The organism is Arthrobacter sp. B2a2-09, assembly GCF_027587375.1.
Lineage (GTDB): Bacteria > Actinomycetota > Actinomycetes > Actinomycetales > Micrococcaceae > Arthrobacter.
Genome location: NZ_JAMXIC010000005.1, coordinates 228833 through 252274, shown reverse-complemented (window position 1 = coordinate 252274; position 23442 = coordinate 228833). Strand labels below are relative to the sequence as shown.

Sequence of the window (23442 nt, the reverse complement as noted above, 5' to 3'; positions counted from 1 at the left end):
AATATCGCCACTCCATGGGCGCTTGTCAACTGAGAAGATTCTTTATGGCAAATAGCTTGCTAGAAAACTACCTAGGGCCGGCCCTCTCCAGGGGAGGATCCGTACTGGATTTGGGGTTGGCCACCTCCGGGCAGGCCGCCTCTGCATTGCCTCATCATTAGCCCCGGAGGATCTTGAACTCACCCGGATCGCCATCAAGGATCCGCCTCAATGCGGCGACGGCGACGTTTCGGCTTGTTCCGCGAAGGGGCCGACGGATTCCTACAGGGTGGCGTTGGCTTCGCGCAATTCGGCCATAGCTTCGGCGACCATTGTCGCCCTGTCAGCCCCGAGGACGTCGATGTAGGTTTTGCGGACGATGTCGGCAACCAGGTTCTGGAGTTCGTCGGCCACCTTCGCACCGGCCGCGCTCAGTTCGAGATAGATCACCCTGCGGTCGTCGGCGCAGGGGGTTCGGACAACCAGGTCGCGCTTGGCCAAGCGGTCCGCGATCTTGGTAAACCCGCCCGTACTGAAGGCCGCCTCACGCGCCAGCGCCGCCATGGGCATCCTGCGCTCCGGGCTGCGGGTGAGGCGCAGCAGCGTCTCGGCTTCGGCCGGATCAAGGGAGAAAGCGTCGGCGACCGCCCGGTGCAGCTTCCTGTTCGTGATCTGGAAGCCTTCGATGACCAGCCCCCACTGCGTGACCGGATCAAGACCCCGGCCGGCCCCCGCTTCCGCGTGCTGCGTCATGTCCAACCCTTTCTGCTCCCAACGATACTGCGCCAGAGAAGCTGCTTCCATGGAAACTGCTTGCGCAGCACTATCTTGCCGCCTTGACGAATTTATCTTCCTAGGAAATAATTTTCATAATAGATGCATTTGCATGTACATCACCGGCCGGGGGCTTCCTGACCGGATCAGTCCGAACAGGAGGGGTCAACATGACCGCGAATACCTCAGGCTTGCACCACGTCACAGCCATCGCCGGCGATCCGCAGGCCAACATCGACTTTTACATAACGGGCCTGGGCCTGCGCATGGTGAAGAAGACGGTCAACTTCGATGACCCGTCCACTTACCACTTGTACTACGGCGACGAGGCCGGCCAGCCCGGCACCCTGATGACATTCTTCCCGTGGCGGGGCATCGCTCCCGGCCGCATCGGGGCAGGACAGTCGACCTCCACCGCGTTCTCGGTCCCGGAGGGCACGCTGGGCTGGTGGCAGAAGCACTTCAAGGCACTCGGCGTCGAATCCACGATCACCCGTGAGTCTGCCGACGAAGAGCGCCTCTCCCTGCGGGACCCGGACGGGCTGCAGCTGGATCTGGTCGCATCCTCCACCATAGATCCCCGGAACCCCTGGGATTCCGCCTCCGTGCCCGCCGAGTATGCCGTGCGCGGCCAGCACTCCTCCGTGCTCACTGTGGCCAACCCGGACAAGACCTTGGCCGTGCTGACCGAAGACCTTGGCCTGCACCTGATCGGAACCTCCGGTAACCGCACCCGACTGGCGGCCGGCCACGGCGGTCCCGGAAACCTCATCGACGTCATCGCCGACCCCAAAGCCCAGCCCGGTCTCACTGCAGGCGGCACCGTGCACCACATCGCCTTCCGGGTCCCTGACATCGCCACCCAGGAGAAATGGCGCCAGGAACTGGTCGGCCGCGGTTTCCACGTCACGGAAATCCTGGACCGCCAGTACTTCACCTCCATCTACTTCCGTGAACCCGGCGGCGTGCTTTACGAAATCGCGACCGACACTCCGGGCTTCGACGTCGACGAACCGCTCCTGGAACTCGGCCGCTCCCTGAAGCTGCCGCCATGGCTCGAACCCTCCCGCGAGGCCATCGAACACTCCGTGGCACGCATCGAATTGCCGGCCGAGAACAACCCCGCCCTGGCCGGACGGTAGTTCGCCAATGAGCACTCAAACCACCACGGTCACCGGCTGGCCGCATCTCTTCAGCCCCGGCGAGGCAGAGGCCCCGGTGCTGCTGATGCTGCACGGCACCGGCGGCAACGAACACGAGATCGCTTCCCTCGCCGCCGAACTTCAACCCGGCGCCGGCGTACTCGCACCCCGAGGGCAGGTGCAGGAGCACGGCATGCTCCGCTGGTTCCGGCGCCACGGCGAAGGGCTCTTTGACGTCGACGACGTCATCGCAAGGGCAAGAGATCTGGCCGTCTTCCTGGACGCCGCCCGAGAACGCTACGGACTCGGCAACAGGCCCGTGATAGCAGTCGGGTTCTCCAACGGCGCCAACATTGCCCTGGCCACAGCCATCCTGCACCCCCAGACCTTGGGTCGGGTCATCGCATTCTCCGGTATGTACCCCTTTGGGGACCGGGAAACTTCGGCTGACCTCAGTGGCGGCAGGCTGCTGATCCTGAACGGCGAATCCGATCCCATGGCCCCGCTCCCCAGCGTCAGGACACTCATCACCGCCCTCCGCCAAAACGGTGCCGACGTAAAACAAGTACTGCGTCCCGGCGGACACGGCATCGCGCACGCCGATCTCGACGCCGCAAGACAGTGGTTGGAAGAAGCCGGCAGGTAAAGGAAACCTCGATGGACCGACATCAACTGGGCGACAGCGGTCACCACTCACCTGGAGTAGTGGTACTTTCAGCGGAACGAACAGTAGCCCGACAAGAGCAGAAGAGGATTCAGTGAAACGTGACGGTTCTGATCCGGCGCCGGAGGACCATGGCGATACACCGGTGCTACCCCAAGCCGGGGATTCGTTTCACGCTTTAACTGACCGGTCCCAAGCTTTCCTTAGCGCGCTACTGACCGAGCATTTCGTGCTGGAGTCTGCCAGGGGAATAACGGTTACCGAGTCCAGCAGCAGAGCTTCGCTGTACTTGATGACACTGTCGAGTTCCCTGGTCGCGTATGGTTTCCTTGCACAGTCTCCTGTCGCCTTCCATTTTCTCGCTGTCGTCCTTCCTGTGGTCGTTGTACTGGGCCTCTTCACCTACGAGCGGCTGGTCCAGACGTCATTGGAAGACGTCGCTGCTTTGAACTCCATGCAGCGCATTCGCCGGTATTTCGCTCGCATTCTCCCAGGGGCCGATGAATTCTTTCCGGTTCCACACGGACAACACGCGATGAATGAGCTACTCGAGATCGGAAGTCGAGGATCCTGGCGTGGCGTCTTCTTCACGATGTCCACGGCCATAGCTGTGGTGAATTCCATCGTGGCGGGCGCCGGGGTCGCGCTTATCAGTTACAGCACTGTCCCTAGTGACAGTGCCGCCATCGTGATCGGCGCAATTTTCGGCGTTATCCTCCTCGTGGTGCACGCTCTTTATCAAGTGCACCGCTACAACAAGATGATTCGCATTATTCTGGCGGGACACCGCCCCCACCGATAGCCGCGGCCAAGAAGTGTATGGACCGGCGACGCGCCTCTGAGGGCGCGCTAAGGTCCTTGTCGTCGCGGCACGCGGCCAGGGCCTTACCCAGTCCAGGGCGGTCGCGCTTGGTGCCGGTGAACCCGTGGTCGACATAGATCGCATCGGGATCCACTCCGGCGGCCGAGAGGGCATTGCGCTGAGCGGTGAGGTCCTGAGAGTTGGTCGAGCAACGCCCGTGGCCGATGAGCATGCTTTGGACTGTAGCGCATAAGGCTCCCCGGGCATTAATTCGGGCAGGGTATACGGGAATCCGGCGAGGGCGGAATCATACTGATCTGAACGAGGGCTCAAGGCGGCCAGGACGCGTCCGGTGGACGACCGGCCTGCGGGCACTTTCGAGGGTGACTCCGCCGGGACACCTCCGTATGATCCAGCTATGACGATCCCGGACCTTTCGTTCCTTGCTCAAGATCTTCAACGTGCAGCACGGTGCGACCCGAACGGCGAAGTGAGTTGGCCGATATCCCTAGCTTCAATTGCCATCGAAGCACTTGCAGACTCAGGTCGACTGATCCTAGGGCTGGATATTAGGGACTACTCAAGTGACGGCACGTTCATGGAGGTGCCCTGGTCGTCCTACGCGGGGTCCGATGTGGAAGAAGCCCGTGCCTTTGCGCTGTCCGTTCTCAGCCATGGGGATCTTCCGGGCGATTGGGTCCTGATTACTTGGTGAGCCAGGGGGAATGAATCACCGGCGGCAGGGCCGTGGACGTCGACTATTCCTCGTTCCCCTCGTTTGGCTGACCCAAGGTGCTCGCTGACGGTGAAGCGGGCGAGGCCGCAGCGGAAGAAGTGAAGACCGCGGAGTTGAGGTCCTAGATCCGGGAGCTCAAGGACCTTCGGGACGACGGGTAGAAAGTAGTCCGCGCCAAGCTCGGCCCTGGTGACGTCTCATTCCCGCCGCACACGGATCCGGGGTGACCGCAGTGCCCGGTCGAGGATCCCTAAGTGGGACGTTTCACCGGCCAGGGCGGCAAAGCGACAATTCAGTCCCGAGAGGTATTTTTCGCACGGCCCCTCAGCCACCACATTCGTGTAGCGACACCGCAGATCGTAAGGGCTACGAACGCCAGGATGATCCTCAGCAAGTGGATTCCGGGATCCAGCGGACCGCTGCCATGGAACACCGTATCCATGAGGTAAAGACCAGCCGCGAAGGATATCCCCATGACGGCCAGGAACCAAGAAGGGGACTTTGACAACAAGCGCTCGTGCATGGCTCAAAGCCTATGACTGGAGGAAAGGTAGCATTTCGGTGCCTTGAACGCTCGGTCGTATGTCGATAAATCTGTGCTTCGCCGCGCCCAGTCCCAGACCCGTGAATCGCAGCGATAGGTGACCGGCTCTTAGCGGCTCTACATGTCACCCGGGGTATTCGTTTGTCGGCCTTCCGCGATGTGACCGCTGAAGGACCCTTCACCGTGCTCATGGCGATTTTTTTAGAAATGTTCCCTTCTTGTGAAACCTTTTTCGCCATTCCCGGACAATACAGGGCATGGACGTTGAATCCTGTGATGACGGGCTGTGGGCGCGAAGCCTCAAGGGTGAGGGTGAGGCCTTCGGATTGCTGTTCCACCGGCACCGGGATCGGATCTTTCGTCATCCGGCAATCGGTTGGAAGCCTCGTCAGCGAACGGGGGCACGCCTTCCCCAATCCAGCGGAATCTTTGGTGGTTTGCGTAGCATTGGGACTCAACGACTATTGGGGTAGCAATGAACTTAAGTCCGGCCTTCGGAATCATCGGGGTCCTATACGCTGTCTTCGTGATCGCCGTGGCCGTCCTGGCCGTGTACGCGCTGGTCTTGGCCATCATCTTCTTACGGCTGAGGATCGCTGAGTTGAAGAGGGCAGCACGGGCCGAGGACAGCTGATGCTGCTGCGCAATTGCGGGCTAAAGGTGTCCCGGAGTGCCGGCCCTCATCGCCTCTAGCTGCTCCGGTAGGGTCCTGACCTGGGCGAGGAATTTTTGGACCAAATCGAATTCGATCTCTTGTCGTTGGGACTCGATCCTGCTGACGTGATCCATCGTGGAATCAGGTTCGCGATCACCAAGATCCGCACTGGCTGGGAAGGTGCCCCGGTGAAGGATCGCTCACCGCACCATCCTCACATCGACGAAGACGGGGTTCTGCTCGTCGGCTTCTTCGGTGCCGTCCAGTTCAAAGCCATTGCGTCGGTAGAAGGCCTTGGCCCGTTCGTTCGTTTTCTCGACCCAGAGAATGCCAGGGTCGGCGCCGAGGGTGGAGTCCAGGAGTTGTTGCCCCAATTGTGTGCCTTGGTGGGCACGTAGCACGTAGATCAGGTGTAGCTCTCGTGCACTTGGGGACTGTCCACTAGCTGGCCCGGCCAGTGCGAATCCCACCATCTCGCCCTCCGCTTCGGCAACCTGCATGTCCCATGCGGGAGGAATCGACCGAAGGTTGTCCGTCCACATTCTTCGGCGCTGTTCAACGAGCTCGTCGTTGAAGAACGACTCCGGCAGTAGGTGACCATAAGTCTCACGCCACGACTCGACATGAAGCTGTACCACTGTTTCGGTGTCTGCAGCGGTGGGAATGCGCAGTTGATATTCCATGTGAGCACTTTGCCAGATCGGGTCTGCAGGTGCCACAGATCGTTTGGAACGAGGACCGCTGCCCGTAAGCCGATCCCCTAACGGGCGGGGTGCCACGTACCTCTGCTAGAACAAGGCCACATAGCGCTGCACAGTGAGACACACATCTGTTGGACACGCCTCAAGCCGAACTATCGGGCGTAGCCGATCTCATCGGTCTCCTAGCCCAGCTTGAGGAAGATACCTGCTTCAGTGAGTTCGTCGACGAACGCCTGGACCGTGTCGGTTCGATTCCAGTCCCGTTGCAGCTCGCAGGCCAGTTGGGCGATGCTGACCGGCTGGGCGCCAGCTCGTGTGACACGCGTGATCGCTGTTTCGTGGGCAATGACCGAAGTGCCACCGACCGCGTCGACGACTGGAAAGACCTCAAAGCCCTCGCGGAGCGCATCGAGGGTGGGGAACGTGAGGCATGCTTCCGTCCAAAGCGCGGCTATGATGAGCTTCTTTCGCGCGGTCGCGCTGACTGCCGCTCGAAACGCTACATCCTCCCACGCGTTGATTGATGTTCTGTCCAACGAGGGCACGCCGGTCAGTAGGTCGGCGAGGGCTGGGATGGTGCCCTTGTTTCGACCAGTGGCGACGTTTACCGTCGATAAAACGATCGGAATATCGAATGTGCGAGCGAGCTTTACCGTCGTCGCGACGTTTCGGATGAGTTGCGCTCTGTCGATCGAGTTGATCGACTGCACTTGTGTTGGCTGGTAGTCGATGAGGAGGAGGGCGGAATTTTCCGGAGTGAGAAGATTGTCGGTGAGTGGATCGCGGCGAGGCTCGCTAGTCATGAGGGGAGCGCCTTTCGTGCAGGAGAAGTTGATGGAGGACGAGGGATGGCTTTGGCATTGACTCTCCTACGAGCTCGGCCGACGTGGTGCTGGTTCCAAGCCTCTACCCGGGGTTCACTATCGTCAACGTCCCGCAGCATGAAGCGCAGCCGTATTTGTCACCCGGAGAATCTTGTACCAAAACCGTCAGGTCCGCTGAATCTGCCGTCATCGGTGGGTTGCCGCGTGCCCGAACCCAAGGAGAGTTGGTTGTCATGAGTGAACACTTCGACGTCGTGATCCTCGGGGCTGGCCCCGGCGGCTATGTCGCCGCGATTCGTAGCGCGCAGCTTGGTCTGCGGGTGGCGGTTGTCGAGAAGAAGTACTGGGGCGGTGTGTGCCTGAATGTCGGTTGCATCCCATCGAAGGCCCTGCTGCGCAACGCAGAGCTTGCACACATATTCAATACCCAGGCGGAAATGTTCGGGATCATGGGGGACGTGTCCTTTGACTTTGGCGCCGCCTTCGACCGCAGCCGGCAGGTTGCCGACGGACGTGTCCGGGGCGTCCATTTCCTGATGAAGAAGAACGGGATCACCGAATACGATGGCTCCGGAGTCTTCAGGGACAGCCACAGCATGGACGTGGACCTGAACGCCGGGGGAACCGAGACCCTCACCTTCGACCACGCGATCATCGCCACAGGATCGACCGTACGGATGCTCCCCGGGGTCGTGGCAAGCGCGAATGTCGTGACATATGAGGAGCAGATTCTGGACCGGGAGTTGCCCCGATCCATCGTGATAGTCGGCGCCGGGGCCATTGGCATGGAGTTCGCCTACGTGCTGCGCAACTATGGGGTCGACGTGACGATCATCGAGTTCTTGGACCGAGCGCTCCCAACCGAAGACGCGGACGTTTCCAAGGAAATCTTCAAGCAGTACAAGAAGCTGGGGATCCCAATCCTCACCTCGACGAAGGTGGAAACGGTGCTGGATGAGGGGTCATCAGTCATTGTCACCTACACCGGCGCCGACGGTGCGACCGGAAGCCTCCGGACGGACAGGGTGCTGGTGTCGATCGGGTTTGCCGCGAACGTCAGCGGCTTCGGGCTGGAAAGAACGGGGGTGGCGCTAACAACCGACCGACGAGCGATCGCCATTGACGACTACATGCGGACCAATGTTCCACACATCTACGCGATCGGCGATGTGACGGCCAAACTTCAGCTCGCCCATGTCGCCGAGGCTCAGGGCGTTGTAGCTGCCGAAACCATCGCCGGAGCAGAGACGATGCCCTTGGGCGACTACCGCATGATGCCGCGCGCCACATTCTGCCAGCCGCAGGTCGCCAGCTTCGGCCTTACCGAACAGCAGGCCCGCGACGAAGGCCGTGACATCAAGGTCAGCACGTTCCCGTTCACGGCCAACGGAAAAGCGCACGGTTTGGGAGGGCCCACAGGCTTCGTCAAACTGATCTCCGAAACGCCGCACGGCGAACTGCTGGGCGGCCATCTCATAGGGCCGGATGTCTCCGAGCTGCTGCCCGAGCTCACGTTGGCCCAGAAATGGGATCTCACCGCCACTGAGCTGGCACGGAACGTCCACACTCATCCGACCCTCAGCGAGGCCCTGCAGGAATCTTTCCACGGGCTCACCGGACACATGATTAATCTTTGACAGTCGACGCCGTCCCCCTCCCAACCTTCTGCGCGGATTGCTCGAAGGGGTGCATATCCTCCCAATTTGGATAGCCTGGCATGTTATTTCGTATCGGGATCTGAGCTGATCCTCCCGGGTACGACTCCGACAAAGTAGCAGCATCAACCGTCTACAATCACAGTTGACGACATTCACTGACCACAAGGATATTGAATGCGTAGAGTCGACCCGAGCGGAACTGATCTGGCGGTACGGCAGGCCGACGTGGCAACCGAGGCAGGTGGGGTCGATGGCTGACCAGGTACGTCAGGGCCCCGAGCCGTCCACCTGGGCGCCGATGGCCTCGGTGATCTTCCGAGGCCTCTGGTTCGCTCAGCTTGGCTCCAATGTGGGCACCTGGATGCAAACGGTAGGCGCTCAGTGGATGCTCGTCACTGAACCGAATGCGGCCACCCTGGTTTCGCTGGTGCAGGTCGCGACCACGCTGCCGGTGATGCTGCTGTCCCTGCCTTCCGGCGTCCTTGCCGATCTGATTGACCGGCGTCATTTGCTTATTTCGGTGCAGACGGCGATGGCGTTGACTGCCGGCCTGCTGGCGGTCCTCACCTGGGCAGGGGTGACCACTCCCGTTGTGGTGTTGGTGCTTTTGTTCCTCATGGGATGCGGTCAGGCCCTGACGGCCCCGGCCTGGCAGGCGATCCAGCCGAGTCTAGTTCCAAGGGCACAGATTCCGGCAGCTGCAGCGCTGGGCAGTATGAACGTCAATGTCGGGCGCGCCGCAGGTCCAGCAATCGCCGGGGTGCTGGTGGCGGTATCGGGCCCGACATTGGTGTTCGCGCTCAACGCGGTCTCGTTCATAGGAGTCGTGGTGGTCCTCATTGCCTGGCGTGAAAAGAAGCTGGCCGCGCAGGCCCTGCCGATGGAACGCCCCGTTGCTGCGTTGGGCACCGGTCTGAGATTCATCCGCAACGCCCCCGCGGTGCGGCGAATCCTTCTGCGGTCGGTGTTGTTCATCGTTCCGGCCAGTGCCCTGTGGGCGCTGCTGCCCGTCGTTGCTCACGGCCCCCTGCACCTGGGGTCGGCGGGCTACGGTGGTCTCCTAGGTGCGCTCGGGCTGGGTGCGGTGCTTGGCGCATTCGGCCTTTCCCGCCTCAGGATGCGGTTCAGCGCAAACGAGTTGATGGCGGCCTCAGCGATTGTTTTCGGTGCCGCGACGGTGGTTCTAGCCTTGGTCCCCTCCGTGATGGTGGTCGCGCTCGTCCTTATTCTTGCGGGCACCGCATGGTTGGTTGTGCTCTCCATCTTGAATTCGTCGATGCAGCTGATGCTCCCCAACTGGGTGCGCGCGCGGGGCCTGGCCGCATACATGGTGGTCTTCATGGGTGGCCAGGCGGTCGGGTCGCTACTTTGGGGAGGCATTGCCGGGCTGACGAACACGGTCTGGGTGTTGATCGTGTCCGCCATTCTGTTGGCCGTTTGCGCCATGTCGGTGGCAACGTGGCCGCTGCCGCTGACTATTGGCCGGCTGGACCTCACGCCGTCGGCGCATTGGCCCGAACCCGCACTGGTCTTTGAACCCGACCCCTCAGATGGCCCGGTCATGGTCCTGAAGACCTATCAGGTCGCTGCGGAAGATATTGATTCCTTCACCTCGCTGATGTGCAAGGTCGGCGAGGCACAACAACGCTCCGGCGGGATGCAATGGGGGCTCTTTGCCGATGGGAACGCGCCCGGTCGTTTCGTCGAGAAGTTTCTGGTTCGTTCCTGGGAGGATCACCTTCGCCAACACCAGGAAAGGAATACGGCCGCCGATCAGGCCGTTCAAGCGCAGGCAGAAGCCCTGAGCATCGAGAGGCCAACCGTCAGACACCTCATCGCAGCAACGGCCAGCACACGCCGGAATGGACAGTAGACTCTTGAGTTTGATCCGTGCCTGCGGTGCTTCTCCGGCCGCGATCACGCCAAAGACCGGCGCGGACCCATCAGAAAAGCTTCGACTTTGAGTGTGCTGGGCCTCCGTGCCCCGCAAGACTTCGCTGTCATTGGCGCAGACGACATTCCGGCGGCGGCTCTCACTATTCCGCCGCTCACCACCGTCGCGACCGACCTTTCCTCGGAGGCGCGAAAAGTTGCCGACGCCGTGGCCCGAGCGTTGGCCGGTGAGTCGGTGCCGCGCGCTCTTGAACCGACGACTGCCGAACTCGTCGTGCGCGAATCCGCCTGATTGTCGGACGCACTCGGGCCGGACAGCGTGCCCGTTCCTCAGGACCGGACGCCTGCCCTATCCTGGTGTCGGGCACCGGAATCGATGCTGTCGAGGCCGGTGATGCGTGCCGCGATATTCTCTCCCCCATGCCTTCCATGATCGGGCTGAACTCGGAGTGAGAAACATCGCTTCATCCTCAGCCCGGTCAAGACTTGGCAACTGCACTCCTCGGCAAGGGTTTTGGATCTGCCGCGACCTGAGCCAATAAGATCAACTACTCGCCACGTCCCGATGCGGTATCCGTCGTAGATGTCACACCCGGGCGTTATGGTCTGACCATAACGAACATCACAGACGGAAAATGGCCCACAACAGCCGCACGTACCCGCCTCGTCACGACCAGACTGTGGGATGGTCGGTGCGGTCACTGCGGAGCACAGCTGATCAGGAACGAGTTCAGTCGCAAACCGCCGGTCATCGAGGTTGACCACTTCATCCCGAGATCGCATGGCGGAATCGACCATCCGAGCAATTACGTCGCCGCTTGCCACAACTGCAATCACACGCGCAGCAATGCTCCCGTCCGCGACCTCAACGTCATCGCACGCATGACCGAGATCGCGGTCTTCGTCCACAGTGACGGATTCGAGGACTTCGTACGCCAGAGCATGGGACTGGACCAGAGCATCAACGACGGGGCTCTCATTGTCGCGGTGCGCTGCTTCGAGCACGGCTGGCATCTCGAAGACTCTCCTCAAGCAGTCCACTGCTTCGAAAGAGCCACCGGTACTCTGCCCTCTAAGTACCAAAATGACGAGTGGTGGAGTCGGTTCGGCCACCGCTCAGCCGAGGTCTTGGCCGCCGTCAATGAATACATCCACGCCACCGGCCTCGATATTGAAGAGCACTTTCATATCTGGGGCGGGCTCCACCTTAATCTCCCCCGCTACGCCGTCTCCCCCTACACCGTCATGTCCACACTTGATGCCATGATCCGCAACGGGCGCGCCACCCTTCAGCCAGCGCCCAGTTGGTTCGTCTACGGTCGACTGCCACTGGGCGCATCAAACGACACAAGAGCCCGATCTCGATCGATGACCCTCGACGTCGCCGAGGCCTTCGAGTTCTGGAAAGAGCACGGCATCACATCCATAGAGCTGTTGCGGTTCTGGATACAAAACCACTGCCCCACACACCTACTCGCGGACTATCCCGACGCGGTTCGACTGATCCACGAAACCGGAGTCCGCAAACACATCCGAGCACTATCCCAATACACCACACTGCCACGCTGGGACCGGGGCCGAGCATTCGAGTTGTACCTCGCGGAGCATTCCAAGAGGCAATTCGGTGATCACGCCGATAGAAGTGCATAACCTCATCACGGGCGAGCTCCGACATTGCTCTTCGGGCGTGTCAGACGGACCCAGAACAGTCGAAAACCCGACAGGCTAAGCATCAAAAGGATTGCCACCCACCACGATGGACCAAGACCGTGCCTTCCCAGTTCAGCGAGCATCGGTTCACGCGTATACGGTGTATACCCTGCGGCAGGCGCCCAGTAGCTCAGGACGTTCTGGTGGAGCCTGTCGAATGAAAACAGCGGCATCTCCGTCACGAAAAGCACGACATGACAGAGGAGGAAGGCCGCACCGCCTATCCGAAACGTGCTTGGAAGCGCCCCCAACAGATCCTCGAGGACCCGTATGCATTCATAGAGCACGATGATCACGAGGGCCAAAAGCCCTACCCCTAGCTGTACTTTGGCAAGCTCATCTGGAACAGAATGCGCGATTCCCTCGGAACCCCACGTTGCCGGCGGAAACACCGCGACCGCACCGACATAGCCGACGAGTACAGAGATGGCTACGAACCCGAACTTGTTCGCGATCCGTCGGAGCGAACCCAGCATGGCCCGGCCTAGTCGACGAACTGCACCGTCCATGTTGTCGTCTGGCTCGAACTGTCTCAGGCCCATAAGGATATGAAACATCGAGCAGAGCGTCACAGAAAGGAAGAGCCCAGCGAGGCTTTGAGTCAGCCAGGCTAGCAAGTTGGCTCCTACCCAGGGTCCGGCAATCGGCGCCACGTCGCTGTGCAACAGTAAGGTACTCATGAACGCAGCCGTGATCAGCACCGCGGCACCAAACGAGACCATGTAGAGCCCGCCCATCCCTGTTTCGTCCCTGCTTCGCTTGCCTGCCTCGTACTCTGTCATGTGCCGCAAGAAACCACGACAAGTTCAGCTTCCCCGACTCGGCCGAGCGTCACAGCTCTGGGGCGTGATCAAGCAATGATGTAGGGCTTTGTCTTCCAGCAGGAAGAATGCAGGCATAGGTGCTCGCAATATCCCTCTGAATCCGGTGCACCTTGAGGTTTTGAGATGGGTACATAACGGTTGCCCTCCAGGGCTCTACGAGGACTGGCCGCACCGGATCACAGCTCGTGCTCTCCACAGCCGCGGACTACTCAACGCCAGGGGCCGAGGCGACGGTTGGAGCGCGGTGCTGACGGGATGAGCCAGCCAAATTTAATGTCCTTAATCGAACTTAAATCGGCATCTTGTTTGCTGAAATGAAAGATTTAGACTCCTTAATTGACGGCGTTCTGGACGTTGCCGATGTGGCGACCCCCGAGTCGATGAGAGAAGTTCGGTCGGAAGGACCACAGCGAATGACCTGCGCAGCTAGACGTTTCGAGCACGCCCTCCTGATCGACGGAACCGGAAGGGCACCGTTGCCGGACGCCACGGTGACTGTTGACGGCGACGGGAGGATCACCTACGCCGGACCGGCGGAACTCGCCCCGGAGTCTCCGGGTGCTGCTGTATTTGACCTACAGGGCATGACGCTTTTGCCGGGCTTCATCGACGCGCATGTCCATTTTCTGTTCGGTCCCAAGACTAATAGTCCTGCGGCCGACCAAGCGCTGACGGCCTTTCAGGTGGCCGAGCGGATGCGCCGGACCCTGCACGCCGGCGTCACGGCTGCACGGGATCTCGGCGGGCTTTCGGCGGGCTACGCCAGAGCACAGGAGGTGGGCCTGATCGAAGCTCCCCGACTTCTTACGGCCGGTCGGATCATTGGACACACGGGCGGACACTGTGATGCCACGGGACCCGATGGCCATAGCGCAACCAGTCATTTCACGATCCTGGCAGACGATGAACTTTCGGCGCGCGTCGCCGTACGGACCATCCTGCGGGAAGGCGCCGACGTCGTGAAGATCTGTGCGACAGGTGGCATGGGCAGCCCTCACGACGACCCCGACGACGAGGACCTCAGCGAAGCGGAAATCCGGGCCGTGGTGGATGAAGCCCGCAGGCACCGCGGGAAGAAAGTCGCAGCTCACGCGCAAGGCACCGCTGGAATCCTCAACGCACTTCGGGGCGGCGTCGCCAGCGTGGAACACGGCTACGGCATGACGGAGGAAGCTTGCGATCTTGCGCTAGCCAACGGGGCGTTCTTGGTTCCCACACTGGCCACGGCGTTCAATCCGCTGGACCCGGCGAAAATGACGGCTGCTCACTTCGAGAAGAAGTCCCGGTGGGCCGATAACACCCGCCAAAACATCGCCCTGGCAATCAGCCGTGGTGTGTCGATAGCCATGGGCACCGATGCAGGTGTCAGCCCCCACGCCCTCAACCTCATGGAACTGTCATACCTCGTGCAGCTAGGAATGACTGAACTCCAGGCGATCACAACCGGAACCCTTAGCGGGGCCCGGCTGCTGGGCATCGACAACGCCGTGGGAACAGTGGAAGCCGGAAAACTGGCTGACCTCGTGGTCACGGACGTCAATCCGCTGGACGACATTGCCGCACTGGCCAGGCCGGAACACATTCGGATGGTTCTGCAGGCCGGGTCCATACGAAAGGACACGTTGTCAGCAGCAACCCGCTCGCTTATCCCGTCCTAGCGGACCGCATCCGCGTGGCGGACGACATGGGCGACGGTTCGGGGCGAGGCTTCGAGCAGCTCATCCGCTCCCAGACGCGCAGCCCCTACCAGGGCCGCCTTGTTACCCAGGCGCGACGGGCTGATCACCAACCTGCGGGTAGCGATGGACATCGCCTCTTGGTACACGACGCCCCTGATGGTTGAGAGCACATCGTCGCTGAGTTCAACCATCGCCCCGCCAAGGACGATCGTCCTGGGGTTGAACATGTCCACCAGAATTGCCGTCAAGTGTCCAAGGTGCACGGCGGCATCGCGCAGCGCCGCCGTGGCTGCGGGATCGGCGCGTCGAACAAGCTGCATCAGCGCCTTTCGGTCAGACCGCGGGTCAGCGTCAGTGCCCCGTTCTATGCCGAGCTGGGACATCACGGCATGGAGACTTGCATATGCACCAATGCAGCCAACCTTGCCGCATTGGCAGCGCGCCTCAGACCGACTGTCAATGCGCAGGTGACCGATGTCTCCCGCGGACCCATCGGCGCCGCGGTGGATCTTGGCGTCGGAAGTGATGAGTCCGGCACCGATCCCCGTTGAAAGCTGCAAATGCAGCAGAGGTAGCTCGTCCGCATGCAGGGTTGTGGCAGCCCCCAGCGCCATGAGGTTCGCGTCGTTGTCCATGAGTGCCGGACATTCGAAATGCTCACTGAGGATTCCGGCGATCTGGATCCTCTCCCAGCCGGCCATGATGGTTCGATGCGCGGTGACTCCTTTGTGGAAGTCGACGGGCGCGGGAACGCTGGCGATGACCTGGCGGATGTCGGCGAGTTCAAGGCCATGGCCGGCCAAGAGCTCGTCCGCGGCCTCAAAGACTCTTTGCAGCACAGCCTCGGGGTCAGGATTCAGGAGTATCTCGATGACGCGCGAATCTACGATGGCGGCGCTGGCGTCGGATATTGCCACGCAAGTATTGGTGCGATCAAAGATCACATCCACCACATAGCCTGCGCCCTTTCCGATTGTTAGTTCCTTTGCCGGTCGGCCTCTGGCGCCTTGGGGCTCCTCAGTCTCGGCCAGAACTCCGTCACGGAGCATCTGGTCCACATGAAGGCCGATAGTCGACCTCGCCATCCCGGTCACCCGGGCGGCTTGGGCACGGCTCGACACGACGCCTGCTGCCACGAGGCGCAGGATCGTATTGGCCGGCGATCGATCCGTAGGTAGTCCATTCATGAAACCATTATGACCCGGATCAGCATTTTAAGTCCGATAATCGGACTTAAATCGGCATCTTGTGGCGCAAAGACCACCGCGGATAGCCTGCCGATAGTGGCTTTCCAGCCTATTGAAAGGAAACTCAGTGACTCTTAACATCGGCATCGTGGGCGCCGGGAATATCTCCGCCCGCTACATGCAAGGCCTGCAAAAGTACGCCGAACTAAAGGTCGGATACATCGCAGACATCGACCATGCGCGGGCAGCCTCGCTTGCCGCGGAATTCACCGTGCCGCGTTCCGGCAGCGCAGATGCGCTCCTTGCCGACGGCAGCATCGACGTCGTCATCAACCTGACACCGCCGAATCTGCACGCCAGGACTGTCATCCAGGCGCTGGAGGCCGGGAAGAGCGTCTACGTGGAGAAGCCCCTGGCGACGACCCGCGAGGATGGGCTGCTCATGCTGAAGGCCGAACGCGAGAATCCCGGCATTCTCGGTTCCGCACCGGACACGTTCCTGGGCAGCGCAGGGCAAACGGCCCGGCACGCCATAGACTCCGGCTACATCGGCACACCGATCGGAGCAAGCGCCTTCGTCCGCTCTTCTCGGGCAGAAACCTGGCACCCGAGCCCCGGCTTCCTCTTCGAGCAGGGAGGCGGACCGGTCATGGACATGGGACCGTACTACATCGCAGCGCTCGTGAACTGCCTCGGTCCGATCCGCCGAGTAAGCGCAGACGCACGCATCGGGTCCGAAACGAGAATTGTCACGGCACCAGACCGGACCGTGGACGAAATCCCGGTCACCGTCAACACACACGCATCCGCTGTCTTCTCATTCGCCTCCGGCGCCATCGGGACGATTCTTATGAGCTTCGACGTCTGGGACACCACTCTGCCCAGGATCGAGATATACGGAACCGAAGGCACACTGAGCCTCAATGACCCGAATACCTTCGACGGCGATGTGCGGCTCAAGCGGCGCGAACACAGCGAGTGGCAAGTGCTTGAGCCTGTGACACCCCTGTTCGGGGCCGTTGGCACGCCAGAGCAGCACCGCCGTGGACTCGGGGTAAATGATCTTGCGGGAGCACTTGCCGGTGGACCGCATCGGGCCAGTTCAGGCTTCGCTTTCCACGTCCTGGACGCCATGCTCGCGATCGACGAGGCAGCAGCCGCCAAGCAAACCATCATCCTTGAAAGCTGGACCGAGCGTCCGGCACCGCTTTTCAATTCCTGACCCAGGCTTCGGCCCCACACCATCGAAAAGAGTTTTCATTTTGCCTATCTCCCCCAGCCAGTTCGCCATCAATCCGCTCCAGTGGGTCGCCACTGAAGACGGATGGATCAACCCCGGCCTAGCACCCGCGCTCCCCGATCGCCTTGCCAGGATTGCTGCCGCCGGCTTCACCGCGATCCAATCCGAAGTTCCGTCCGGCTCCAGCGTGGCCGAATATGCTCAGGCCCTTAAAGCCGCCGGTATTCGCCCGGGTCCGGGATACGTCGGAATACCCTGGGAGGAGCAATCCGCCGACAGGGCGCAATACCTCGAACGCGCCAAGATACTGGCCGCCAACAATGTTGAGCTTGGCAATGAGCTGCTCTTCCTGGCAATGGGTATGCAACGTGACGCGCCGCGAGTGGCACATCCCGCCGTCGGGCACGACGATAACCCATCACGGCTGGAACAGGTCCGGGACTACCTCGCCGAAGCTGCTGAGATCATTACCGCGGAAGGCGGTGTTGCCGCCCTGCACCCGCACATCGGAACCTGGGTGGAAACCGCGGAGGACGCCCGCTTCATCCTGGATACTGTCGACGAGAAGATCCTTAAATTCGGCCCCGACGCCGGACATTTTGCTTGGACAGGCATCGATCCAACCCTGATCATCGCCGAATACCGCACCCGAGTCGCCGGGATCCACATCAAGGACTACCGACTAGATCTCGCACTGAAGAGCCGCACCGAGGACATCGACTACAGGTCCACCGTCCGTGCAGGGATCTGGACTGAACCGGGAACCGGAGACGCGGACATTCCTGGAATCCTGGCCGCTGCCGGCGATGATTTCGGAGGATGGGTGGTCGTAGAAGTGGACCGCGGTACAACCGAAGCTCCGGAAGAGAGCATCGACCTTTGCGGCCGATGGTTTACGGCAAACTTCGGCCTGGAAACTGCGTCACGCTAAGAGGGATGCCCATGGACGTTTCCAAGAGCCAATTCGCCCTCAATCCCATCCAATGGCTTGCAACCGACGACGGCTGGATCGACCCAAGGCAGGCACCACCCCTTGACCGGAGACTACCGGTGATCGCGGCCAGCGGCTTTACCGCCATCAAGACTGAGGTTCCGGCCGGAACAACGCCCAATGAGTATCGGGAACAGCTCGCCCGTGCAGGGATTAGGCCAGGCCCGGGCTATGTCCCCATGCCGTGGTTCGAAGACGCGGCCGCCAGGCAGCCCTTTCTGGAACGTGCACGGGTAACAGCCGCAAACAACGTCGGGGTGGGCGAGCCTCTCGTGTTCCTGGCGATGGGCATGGACAAGGAAGCTGTGCGGGTCGCTCATCCGGGGGTTGGATTCGACTTCAACGCCGCCCGCCTCGATGCTGTTCGTGACTATCTCGCGGACGCCGCAACTATTATGGCTGGCGAGGGCGCGGTGCCCGCGCTCCACCCTCACATCGGAACTTGGATCGAGACCGTTGACGAGGCCCGCTTCGTCCTCGACACCGTCGATGACGGCGTGCTCAGCTTCGGCCCCGACGCCGGCCACTTGGCATGGACCGGGGTAAATCCGGCGCACATCGTAGCCGAGTACGCAACCCGCGTGGCCGGAATCCACATCAAGGACTACCACGGTCACCTAGCGAAGCAGAGCCGCACGGAAGGTATCGACTATCGTTCGACGGTGCTCGGAGGCTTCTGGACCGAACCGGGCTCGGGAGACGCCAACATCGAAGAAGTACTCGCTGCTGCGGGACCGAATTTTCGCGGGTGGGTGGTGGTGGAAGTCGATCGCGGCACAAGCACACCCGAGGACAGCATCATGCGCTGCGGCACCTGGTTGTCGAACAGATTTCGTCAGAATAACGCCGATTAGAAAACTAATTCCGGCATCTTGCGAACAGATGAATGCTAAATGATGCTTAAACAAAGAGGTGACATGGGCCACAGCAAAGCGCCAGGGACGCCGGAACGCGAATCCACGCCGACCGCGAATCGCGAAATAGCCGCGCAGGCAGGCGTGACTGACCCCAAGCTCGCCAGCACCGCGGCTGCTGACAATCCCAGATCATTCAAGCACCCAATGCGGACAGAACCCATTGTTTTCCAGTCATCCAGAGAATCCCCCAACGAGGAGTAAGACCATGAAACGAAAGCTCATACTCGCCGGCGCCTTGTCGCTGGCGCTGGCGATGTCAGCATGCGGGGGTAGCGGGGGCGCGGCATCAGGTGGCGCCAAAGCCGGTGGCACGCTGAATCTCGCTTCGTCCCAGGCCCTGAAGTCCTGGGATCTGGCCGAAGCAGGAATGGGGAATGCGGAGCAGTACTACGAACCGGTCTTCGATGCGCTGCTGCACATGGACTCCAAGGGTGCTCCCACCGCGAACCTCGCGACTTCGTGGCAATACGACGCAACCCTGACAACACTTACGCTTAAACTGCGGGCCGACGTGAAGTTCAGCGACGGAACGCCGCTGGATGCCGAAGCGGTCAAGGCCAACCTGCTTCACACCAAAGCCGGCAAAGGTGAAGCTGCAGCCCTGATCAAAGCAATTTCCGACGTTCAAGTTACCGATCCGGCCACCGTGCTGGTTAAGTTGTCCACCCCGACTCCGTCGCTTCTGAGGAGCCTGGCGAATGTTCCCGGCATGATCGCCAGCCCGAAATCACTCACGAGTCCCCAGGTCCCCGTCGGTTCGGGACCCTACACCCTCGACCCGGCGGCCACTACGGCTGGCACCGAGTACGGGTTCGTAGCGAACCCGAACTATTGGGATAAGAGTTCCTACCCGTTTGCGAAAGTGGACATCAAGACGATGTCTGACCCGACGGCGCGGACCAATGCTCTTCTGTCTGGCCAGCTCGACAGCGCCAGCATTTCCCCGGACCGTGTTGACGCTGTCAAGGCCGGCGGCCTCAAGGTTGACACGGTTACTCCCGGGGTCGTTGAAGGACTTTACATCTGGGACAAGAAGGGCACGATCGTACCGGCTCTTGCCGATGTCCGGGTGCGCCAAGCCCTCAACTACGCGTTCGACAGCGCATCCATTGTAAAAATCGCCAAGAAGGGCCTGGGGACGCCGACAACCCAGCATTTCACTTCTGACAGCGAAGCTTTTGTGCCGGAACTGGACCAAACCTACAAATATGACCCCGCGAAAGCCAAAGCGCTGCTCGCTGAAGCCGGTTACCCGAATGGTTTCGACGTTGTCATGCCCGACATTTCGTCGCTCTTCCCGGAGATGCAAGCAGCCATGGTTGAGCAGTTGGGGAACATCGGTGTGAGGGTCAAGCTGGACAAAATTCCGTTCGATCAATTCATGCCCTCAATTCTTGCCGGCAAGTACGCCATGTCCTACTTCAAGACAGGTGGCGTCGATCCCTGGATCGCCATCCAGCTCATCGTTTCTAAGCAGGCCACGTGGAACCCATTGCACTACGAAGACAAGCATGTAACTGACTTGTTGTCCCGGATCAGCGCCTCCACCGGATCTGCGCAGGTCGCCCTGTATAAGGAACTGAACACGTACTTGGTCCAGCAGGCTTGGGATGCACCCTGGGACGTGGTGAAGGACGTCTACGCGTCCTCGAAGAACGTCCAAGTCACTATGCACCCGTTCTACCAGACCCCGCCTCTGTTCAACTTCAAGCCGGCCAGCTAAAACCCCCGGCACTAGACCACCAATAGATAGAAGGAGGACGGGATGGTCGTGTTTCTGATTCGGCGCCTACTGGCAGGGATCCTGCTCGTGATCCTGGTCGCCAGCGCAACCTACATCATGCTGAACTACACGGGATCTGACGTGGCTCGCAATATTGTGGGGGAAACGGCAACGCCGGAGCAGGCCTTGGCCAAGGCCGCGGAACTAGGACTCAACCGACCGCTCGGAGTCCGTTACTTTGACTGGCTCGGCACCACCCTCAGCGGCGACCTGGGCAAGTCCTGGTTCAACAACGTGCCCGTCTCGACCACGCTGCTGAATGGCCTGCCGGTAACCCTTTCGATCATTTTCGGTGCTTTGCTCCTGTCAGCCTTGGTCAGTGTCGTCCTGGGCTCGCTGGCGGCTCTCCGTGCCGGCTGGTTCGATAAGACCGTCCAGGCTTCGGCGGTACTGGCCGATTCGATCCCCGGCTTCCTCGTCGCGCTCGTTCTGGCCATGGTGGTCGCGGTGAACCTTGGTTGGCTCCCAGCGACAGGTTTCGTGCCGTTCCAGCGCTCTGCCGTTGAATGGCTGCGATCCATTACCTTGCCGTCGATTGCACTGGCATTCGGAGCCACCGCAGCAACCACCCAGCAACTTCGCGGCTCCATGCTTGACGTTCTCAAACTGGACTACGTTCGCACACTCCGCAGCCGCGGCTTGAGTGACGGGCGGATTGTATTCAAGCACGTCCTCCGCAATGCGGCACCCCCGGCTGTTACCGTGCTCTCCCTTCAATTCATTGGACTGGTCGGAGGAGCGGTCATCGTCGAAAAAGTCTTCGGCCTTCGCGGCATCGGCAGCATCGCCACTTCGGCGGCGGTCCAAGGGGACGCACCGGTGGTGCTGGGCGTCGTGATCGTGATGGTTCTGATCGTTGTCGTTGTAAATCTCATTGCTGACCTGGCCTACGGCTGGCTCAACCCCAAGGTGCGTGCAGAATGACTGTTCCTCCCATTGACGGCACAGTGGCCGCCGCTGCTGCGAGCGGGGAGACAGCTAGGCGCCGTCACATCGTCGTCAGGCTGCTTCAGGACCCCGTCGCCATCTGCTGCATCGTCGTCTTGTTACTGCTGACGGCTGCGAGCGTCCTCGCTCCTTTCCTCACGGACCAGGATCCGATTAAGTCATCGCTTGCCGAGACCCTTGCGCCAATGAGCCAGCAACACCCCCTCGGTGCCGATGGCGTGGGGCGCGACGTTGTGGCCCGGTTGCTGTACGGAGGTCAGACCAGTCTGGCTGCAGCCTGTGTGGCCGTTTTAGTCGCGTTTGCCGTGGGCGTGCCCGCCGGTCTCTTTGGCGGCTACTATCGCGGACGTGCCGACGCTATCCTGGCGTGGGCCAGCAACTTCATCATGGCGGTCCCTGCCATCATCATCCTCCTTGTGGTGATGGCCGCGGTTTCCCAGAGTACCTACGTCGCCATGGCGGTCCTGGGACTCATCGTTTCACCGTCCGTCTACCGCTTGGTTCGGGCATCCGTAGTATCAGTGCGCGAGGAACTGTTCGTTGACGCGGCGAAGGTTTCGGGGCTGTCTGATGCACGGATCATGCGCCGGCACATCCTTCCTGTTGTCCAAGCTCCTTCCATCATCCAGGCTGCCCAGATCTTCGGTGTTTCCATCGGCATCCAGGCAGGCATTGCCTTCCTGGGTCTGGGTTCTCCTACCGAAGCCAGCTGGGGGGCAATGTTGAACGACGCGTTCGCCAACATCTACTCGGCGCCGCTGTTGCTCCTATGGCCTGCGCTGATCATCTGCATGACCACGGCCTCGCTCGCCCTGCTGGCCAACTCCCTGCGCGACACCCTCTCCGGCTCCAGGAGGCGGCCCACACGACGCTCAGATCGCGTCCGTGATGCCTCATCGTCGAGCGAAGGATCGGCGCCTGCCGATTTCGCCGATGTGGCGGACGATGTCCTCCTTGCAGTGGACAATCTGATGGTGGATTACCCGGTCGACGGCGGTCGGCGAACCGTGGTGGACGGGGTATCCCTGACTGTCTGCCGCGGCCAGGTCCTGGGACTAGTGGGAGAATCCGGTTCCGGCAAGAGCCAGACAGCCTTTTCCCTTCTGGGCCTGTTGCCGCCAGAGGCGCGGGTTTCGGCTGGCCGGCTGCTGTTTGACGGCGTGGAGCTCAAAGGGCTGGGGCGTAGCGCGATGAATCGACTCCGTGGAAAGCGCATCGCCTATGTGCCACAGGAACCTATGTCCAACCTGGACCCATCGTTCACCATCGGTTCCCAATTGGCGGAGCCTGTGCGCCAGCACATGAAGGTCTCAGCCAAGGAGGCAAAGACACTCCTGCTCGCTCTCCTTGAACGCGTGGGCATCAACGACCCTGCCCGGGTCTACTCCTCGTACCCGCATCAAATATCCGGAGGCATGGCACAGCGCGTACTCATCGCCGGAGCGATTTCATGCGATCCGGATCTACTGATCGCGGACGAGCCGACTACCGCTTTGGACGTCACGGTCCAGGCCGAAATACTCGACCTGATCCGTTCCCTGCAGGCAGAACGCAATATGGGCGTCATCCTCGTGACCCACGATTTCGGCGTCGTTGCCGACATCTGTGATCGCGTGGCCGTTATGCATACCGGGAAAATCGTTGAAACTGCCTCCGTCCAGGATCTCTTCTCGGCTCCGCAGGATGCGTACACCCGGATGCTGCTGTCATCCACTTTGGAGGACGCCAAGCCGAGGTCCCCTTTGAAAAGCACGCCGAAGTTGCCTAAAAGGGCACAAACCGCCTGATGGG

General features: G+C 61.0%; 21 protein-coding genes and 2 pseudogenes. 17 read left to right on the top strand and 6 right to left on the bottom strand.

Going from position 1 to position 23442, the window contains the following annotated elements; genetic code table 11:
• Positions 1-261 precede the first annotated feature (261 nt).
• Positions 262-732: a MarR family winged helix-turn-helix transcriptional regulator gene (locus tag NFJ07_RS08150; RefSeq protein ID WP_269993604.1), complete on the bottom strand. Its 471-nt coding sequence runs from the start codon at positions 730-732 to the stop codon at positions 262-264.
• A gap of 191 nt (positions 733-923) precedes the next feature.
• Between NFJ07_RS08150 and NFJ07_RS08145 the strand changes: the two genes are divergently transcribed.
• The 3 genes from NFJ07_RS08145 to NFJ07_RS08135 all read left to right on the top strand — a co-directional run bounded on the left by NFJ07_RS08145 (position 924) and on the right by NFJ07_RS08135 (position 3361).
• Entirely contained in the window at positions 924-1895 is a 972-nt protein-coding gene (locus NFJ07_RS08145) for a ring-cleaving dioxygenase (protein WP_269993603.1), read from the top strand.
• 7 nt (positions 1896-1902) lie between these two features.
• The gene (locus NFJ07_RS08140) at positions 1903-2541 is read left to right on the top strand and encodes an alpha/beta hydrolase (protein WP_269993602.1); all 639 of its coding nucleotides are present in this window, start codon (positions 1903-1905) and stop codon (positions 2539-2541) included.
• Positions 2542-2653: 112 nt separating this feature from the next.
• A complete protein-coding gene (locus tag NFJ07_RS08135; protein WP_269993601.1) occupies positions 2654-3361 on the top strand; it encodes a hypothetical protein in 708 nt (235 codons plus the stop codon).
• 64 nt (positions 3362-3425) lie between these two features.
• Here NFJ07_RS08135 and NFJ07_RS08130 read toward each other — a convergent pair.
• Positions 3426-3593, bottom strand: a pseudogene (locus NFJ07_RS08130) (recombinase family protein); the annotation flags it as partial.
• Positions 3594-3779: 186 nt separating this feature from the next.
• Between NFJ07_RS08130 and NFJ07_RS08125 the strand changes: the two are divergent.
• Both NFJ07_RS08125 and NFJ07_RS08120 read left to right on the top strand, forming a co-directional pair.
• A complete protein-coding gene (locus tag NFJ07_RS08125) occupies positions 3780-4076 on the top strand; it encodes a hypothetical protein (RefSeq protein WP_269993600.1) in 297 nt (98 codons plus the stop codon).
• A gap of 1040 nt (positions 4077-5116) precedes the next feature.
• Positions 5117-5275, top strand: coding sequence for a hypothetical protein (locus NFJ07_RS08120; protein WP_269993599.1), 159 nt, complete (start codon positions 5117-5119; stop codon positions 5273-5275).
• A 221-nt stretch (positions 5276-5496) separates the two neighbouring features.
• Here the strand turns inward: NFJ07_RS08120 and NFJ07_RS08115 are convergent, their stop codons facing one another.
• Both NFJ07_RS08115 and NFJ07_RS08110 read right to left on the bottom strand, forming a co-directional pair.
• Positions 5497-5979, bottom strand: a complete 483-nt coding sequence (locus NFJ07_RS08115) for a GNAT family N-acetyltransferase (protein WP_269993598.1) — start codon at positions 5977-5979, stop codon at positions 5497-5499.
• A gap of 200 nt (positions 5980-6179) precedes the next feature.
• Positions 6180-6800: a hydrolase gene (locus NFJ07_RS08110; RefSeq protein ID WP_269993597.1), complete on the bottom strand. Its 621-nt coding sequence runs from the start codon at positions 6798-6800 to the stop codon at positions 6180-6182.
• A 254-nt stretch (positions 6801-7054) separates the two neighbouring features.
• Here NFJ07_RS08110 and lpdA point away from each other — a divergent pair, with 254 nt between their 5' ends.
• The 5 genes and pseudogenes from lpdA to NFJ07_RS08090 all read left to right on the top strand — a co-directional run bounded on the left by lpdA (position 7055) and on the right by NFJ07_RS08090 (position 12022).
• The gene (gene lpdA, locus NFJ07_RS08105) at positions 7055-8458 is read left to right on the top strand and encodes a dihydrolipoyl dehydrogenase (protein ID WP_269993596.1); all 1404 of its coding nucleotides are present in this window, start codon (positions 7055-7057) and stop codon (positions 8456-8458) included.
• Between the two features lie 271 nt (positions 8459-8729).
• Positions 8730-10352, top strand: coding sequence for an MFS transporter (locus tag NFJ07_RS08100; RefSeq protein ID WP_269993595.1), 1623 nt, complete (start codon positions 8730-8732; stop codon positions 10350-10352).
• 93 nt (positions 10353-10445) lie between these two features.
• Positions 10446-10664, top strand: coding sequence for a substrate-binding domain-containing protein (locus NFJ07_RS08095; protein ID WP_269993659.1), 219 nt, complete (start codon positions 10446-10448; stop codon positions 10662-10664).
• A gap of 251 nt (positions 10665-10915) precedes the next feature.
• Positions 10916-11209: pseudogene (locus NFJ07_RS26025) on the top strand (HNH endonuclease); the annotation flags it as partial.
• Between the two features lie 45 nt (positions 11210-11254).
• Positions 11255-12022: a hypothetical protein gene (locus tag NFJ07_RS08090; protein ID WP_269993594.1), complete on the top strand. Its 768-nt coding sequence runs from the start codon at positions 11255-11257 to the stop codon at positions 12020-12022.
• Between the two features lie 5 nt (positions 12023-12027).
• Here NFJ07_RS08090 and NFJ07_RS08085 read toward each other — a convergent pair whose 3' ends face one another.
• Positions 12028-12864, bottom strand: a complete 837-nt coding sequence (locus NFJ07_RS08085; protein ID WP_269993593.1) for a hypothetical protein — start codon at positions 12862-12864, stop codon at positions 12028-12030.
• Positions 12865-13319: 455 nt separating this feature from the next.
• On the opposite strand from NFJ07_RS08085, the gene NFJ07_RS08080 reads away from it, so the two are divergent.
• A complete protein-coding gene (locus NFJ07_RS08080; protein ID WP_269993592.1) occupies positions 13320-14564 on the top strand; it encodes a metal-dependent hydrolase family protein in 1245 nt (414 codons plus the stop codon).
• Here NFJ07_RS08080 and NFJ07_RS08075 read toward each other — a convergent pair.
• Positions 14561-15772, bottom strand: coding sequence for an ROK family transcriptional regulator (locus NFJ07_RS08075; protein ID WP_269993591.1), 1212 nt, complete (start codon positions 15770-15772; stop codon positions 14561-14563). The genes NFJ07_RS08080 and NFJ07_RS08075 overlap by 4 nt on opposite strands.
• 127 nt (positions 15773-15899) lie before the next feature.
• Here NFJ07_RS08075 and NFJ07_RS08070 point away from each other — a divergent pair, with 127 nt between their 5' ends.
• The 6 genes from NFJ07_RS08070 (at position 15900) to NFJ07_RS08045 (ending at position 23438) form a co-directional block, all read left to right on the top strand.
• The gene (locus tag NFJ07_RS08070) at positions 15900-16994 is read left to right on the top strand and encodes a Gfo/Idh/MocA family protein (RefSeq protein WP_269993590.1); all 1095 of its coding nucleotides are present in this window, start codon (positions 15900-15902) and stop codon (positions 16992-16994) included.
• A gap of 40 nt (positions 16995-17034) precedes the next feature.
• A complete protein-coding gene (locus NFJ07_RS08065; RefSeq protein ID WP_269993589.1) occupies positions 17035-17943 on the top strand; it encodes a sugar phosphate isomerase/epimerase family protein in 909 nt (302 codons plus the stop codon).
• An 11-nt stretch (positions 17944-17954) separates the two neighbouring features.
• On the top strand, positions 17955-18857 hold the full coding sequence (locus tag NFJ07_RS08060; protein ID WP_269993588.1) for a sugar phosphate isomerase/epimerase family protein: 903 nt from the start codon (positions 17955-17957) through the stop codon (positions 18855-18857).
• A gap of 268 nt (positions 18858-19125) precedes the next feature.
• A complete protein-coding gene (locus NFJ07_RS08055; protein ID WP_269993587.1) occupies positions 19126-20643 on the top strand; it encodes an ABC transporter substrate-binding protein in 1518 nt (505 codons plus the stop codon).
• Positions 20644-20685: 42 nt separating this feature from the next.
• Entirely contained in the window at positions 20686-21627 is a 942-nt protein-coding gene (locus NFJ07_RS08050; RefSeq protein WP_269993586.1) for an ABC transporter permease, read from the top strand.
• A complete protein-coding gene (locus NFJ07_RS08045; RefSeq protein ID WP_269993585.1) occupies positions 21624-23438 on the top strand; it encodes a dipeptide/oligopeptide/nickel ABC transporter permease/ATP-binding protein in 1815 nt (604 codons plus the stop codon). The genes NFJ07_RS08050 and NFJ07_RS08045 overlap by 4 nt, the downstream gene beginning before the upstream one ends.
• Positions 23439-23442 lie beyond the last annotated feature (4 nt).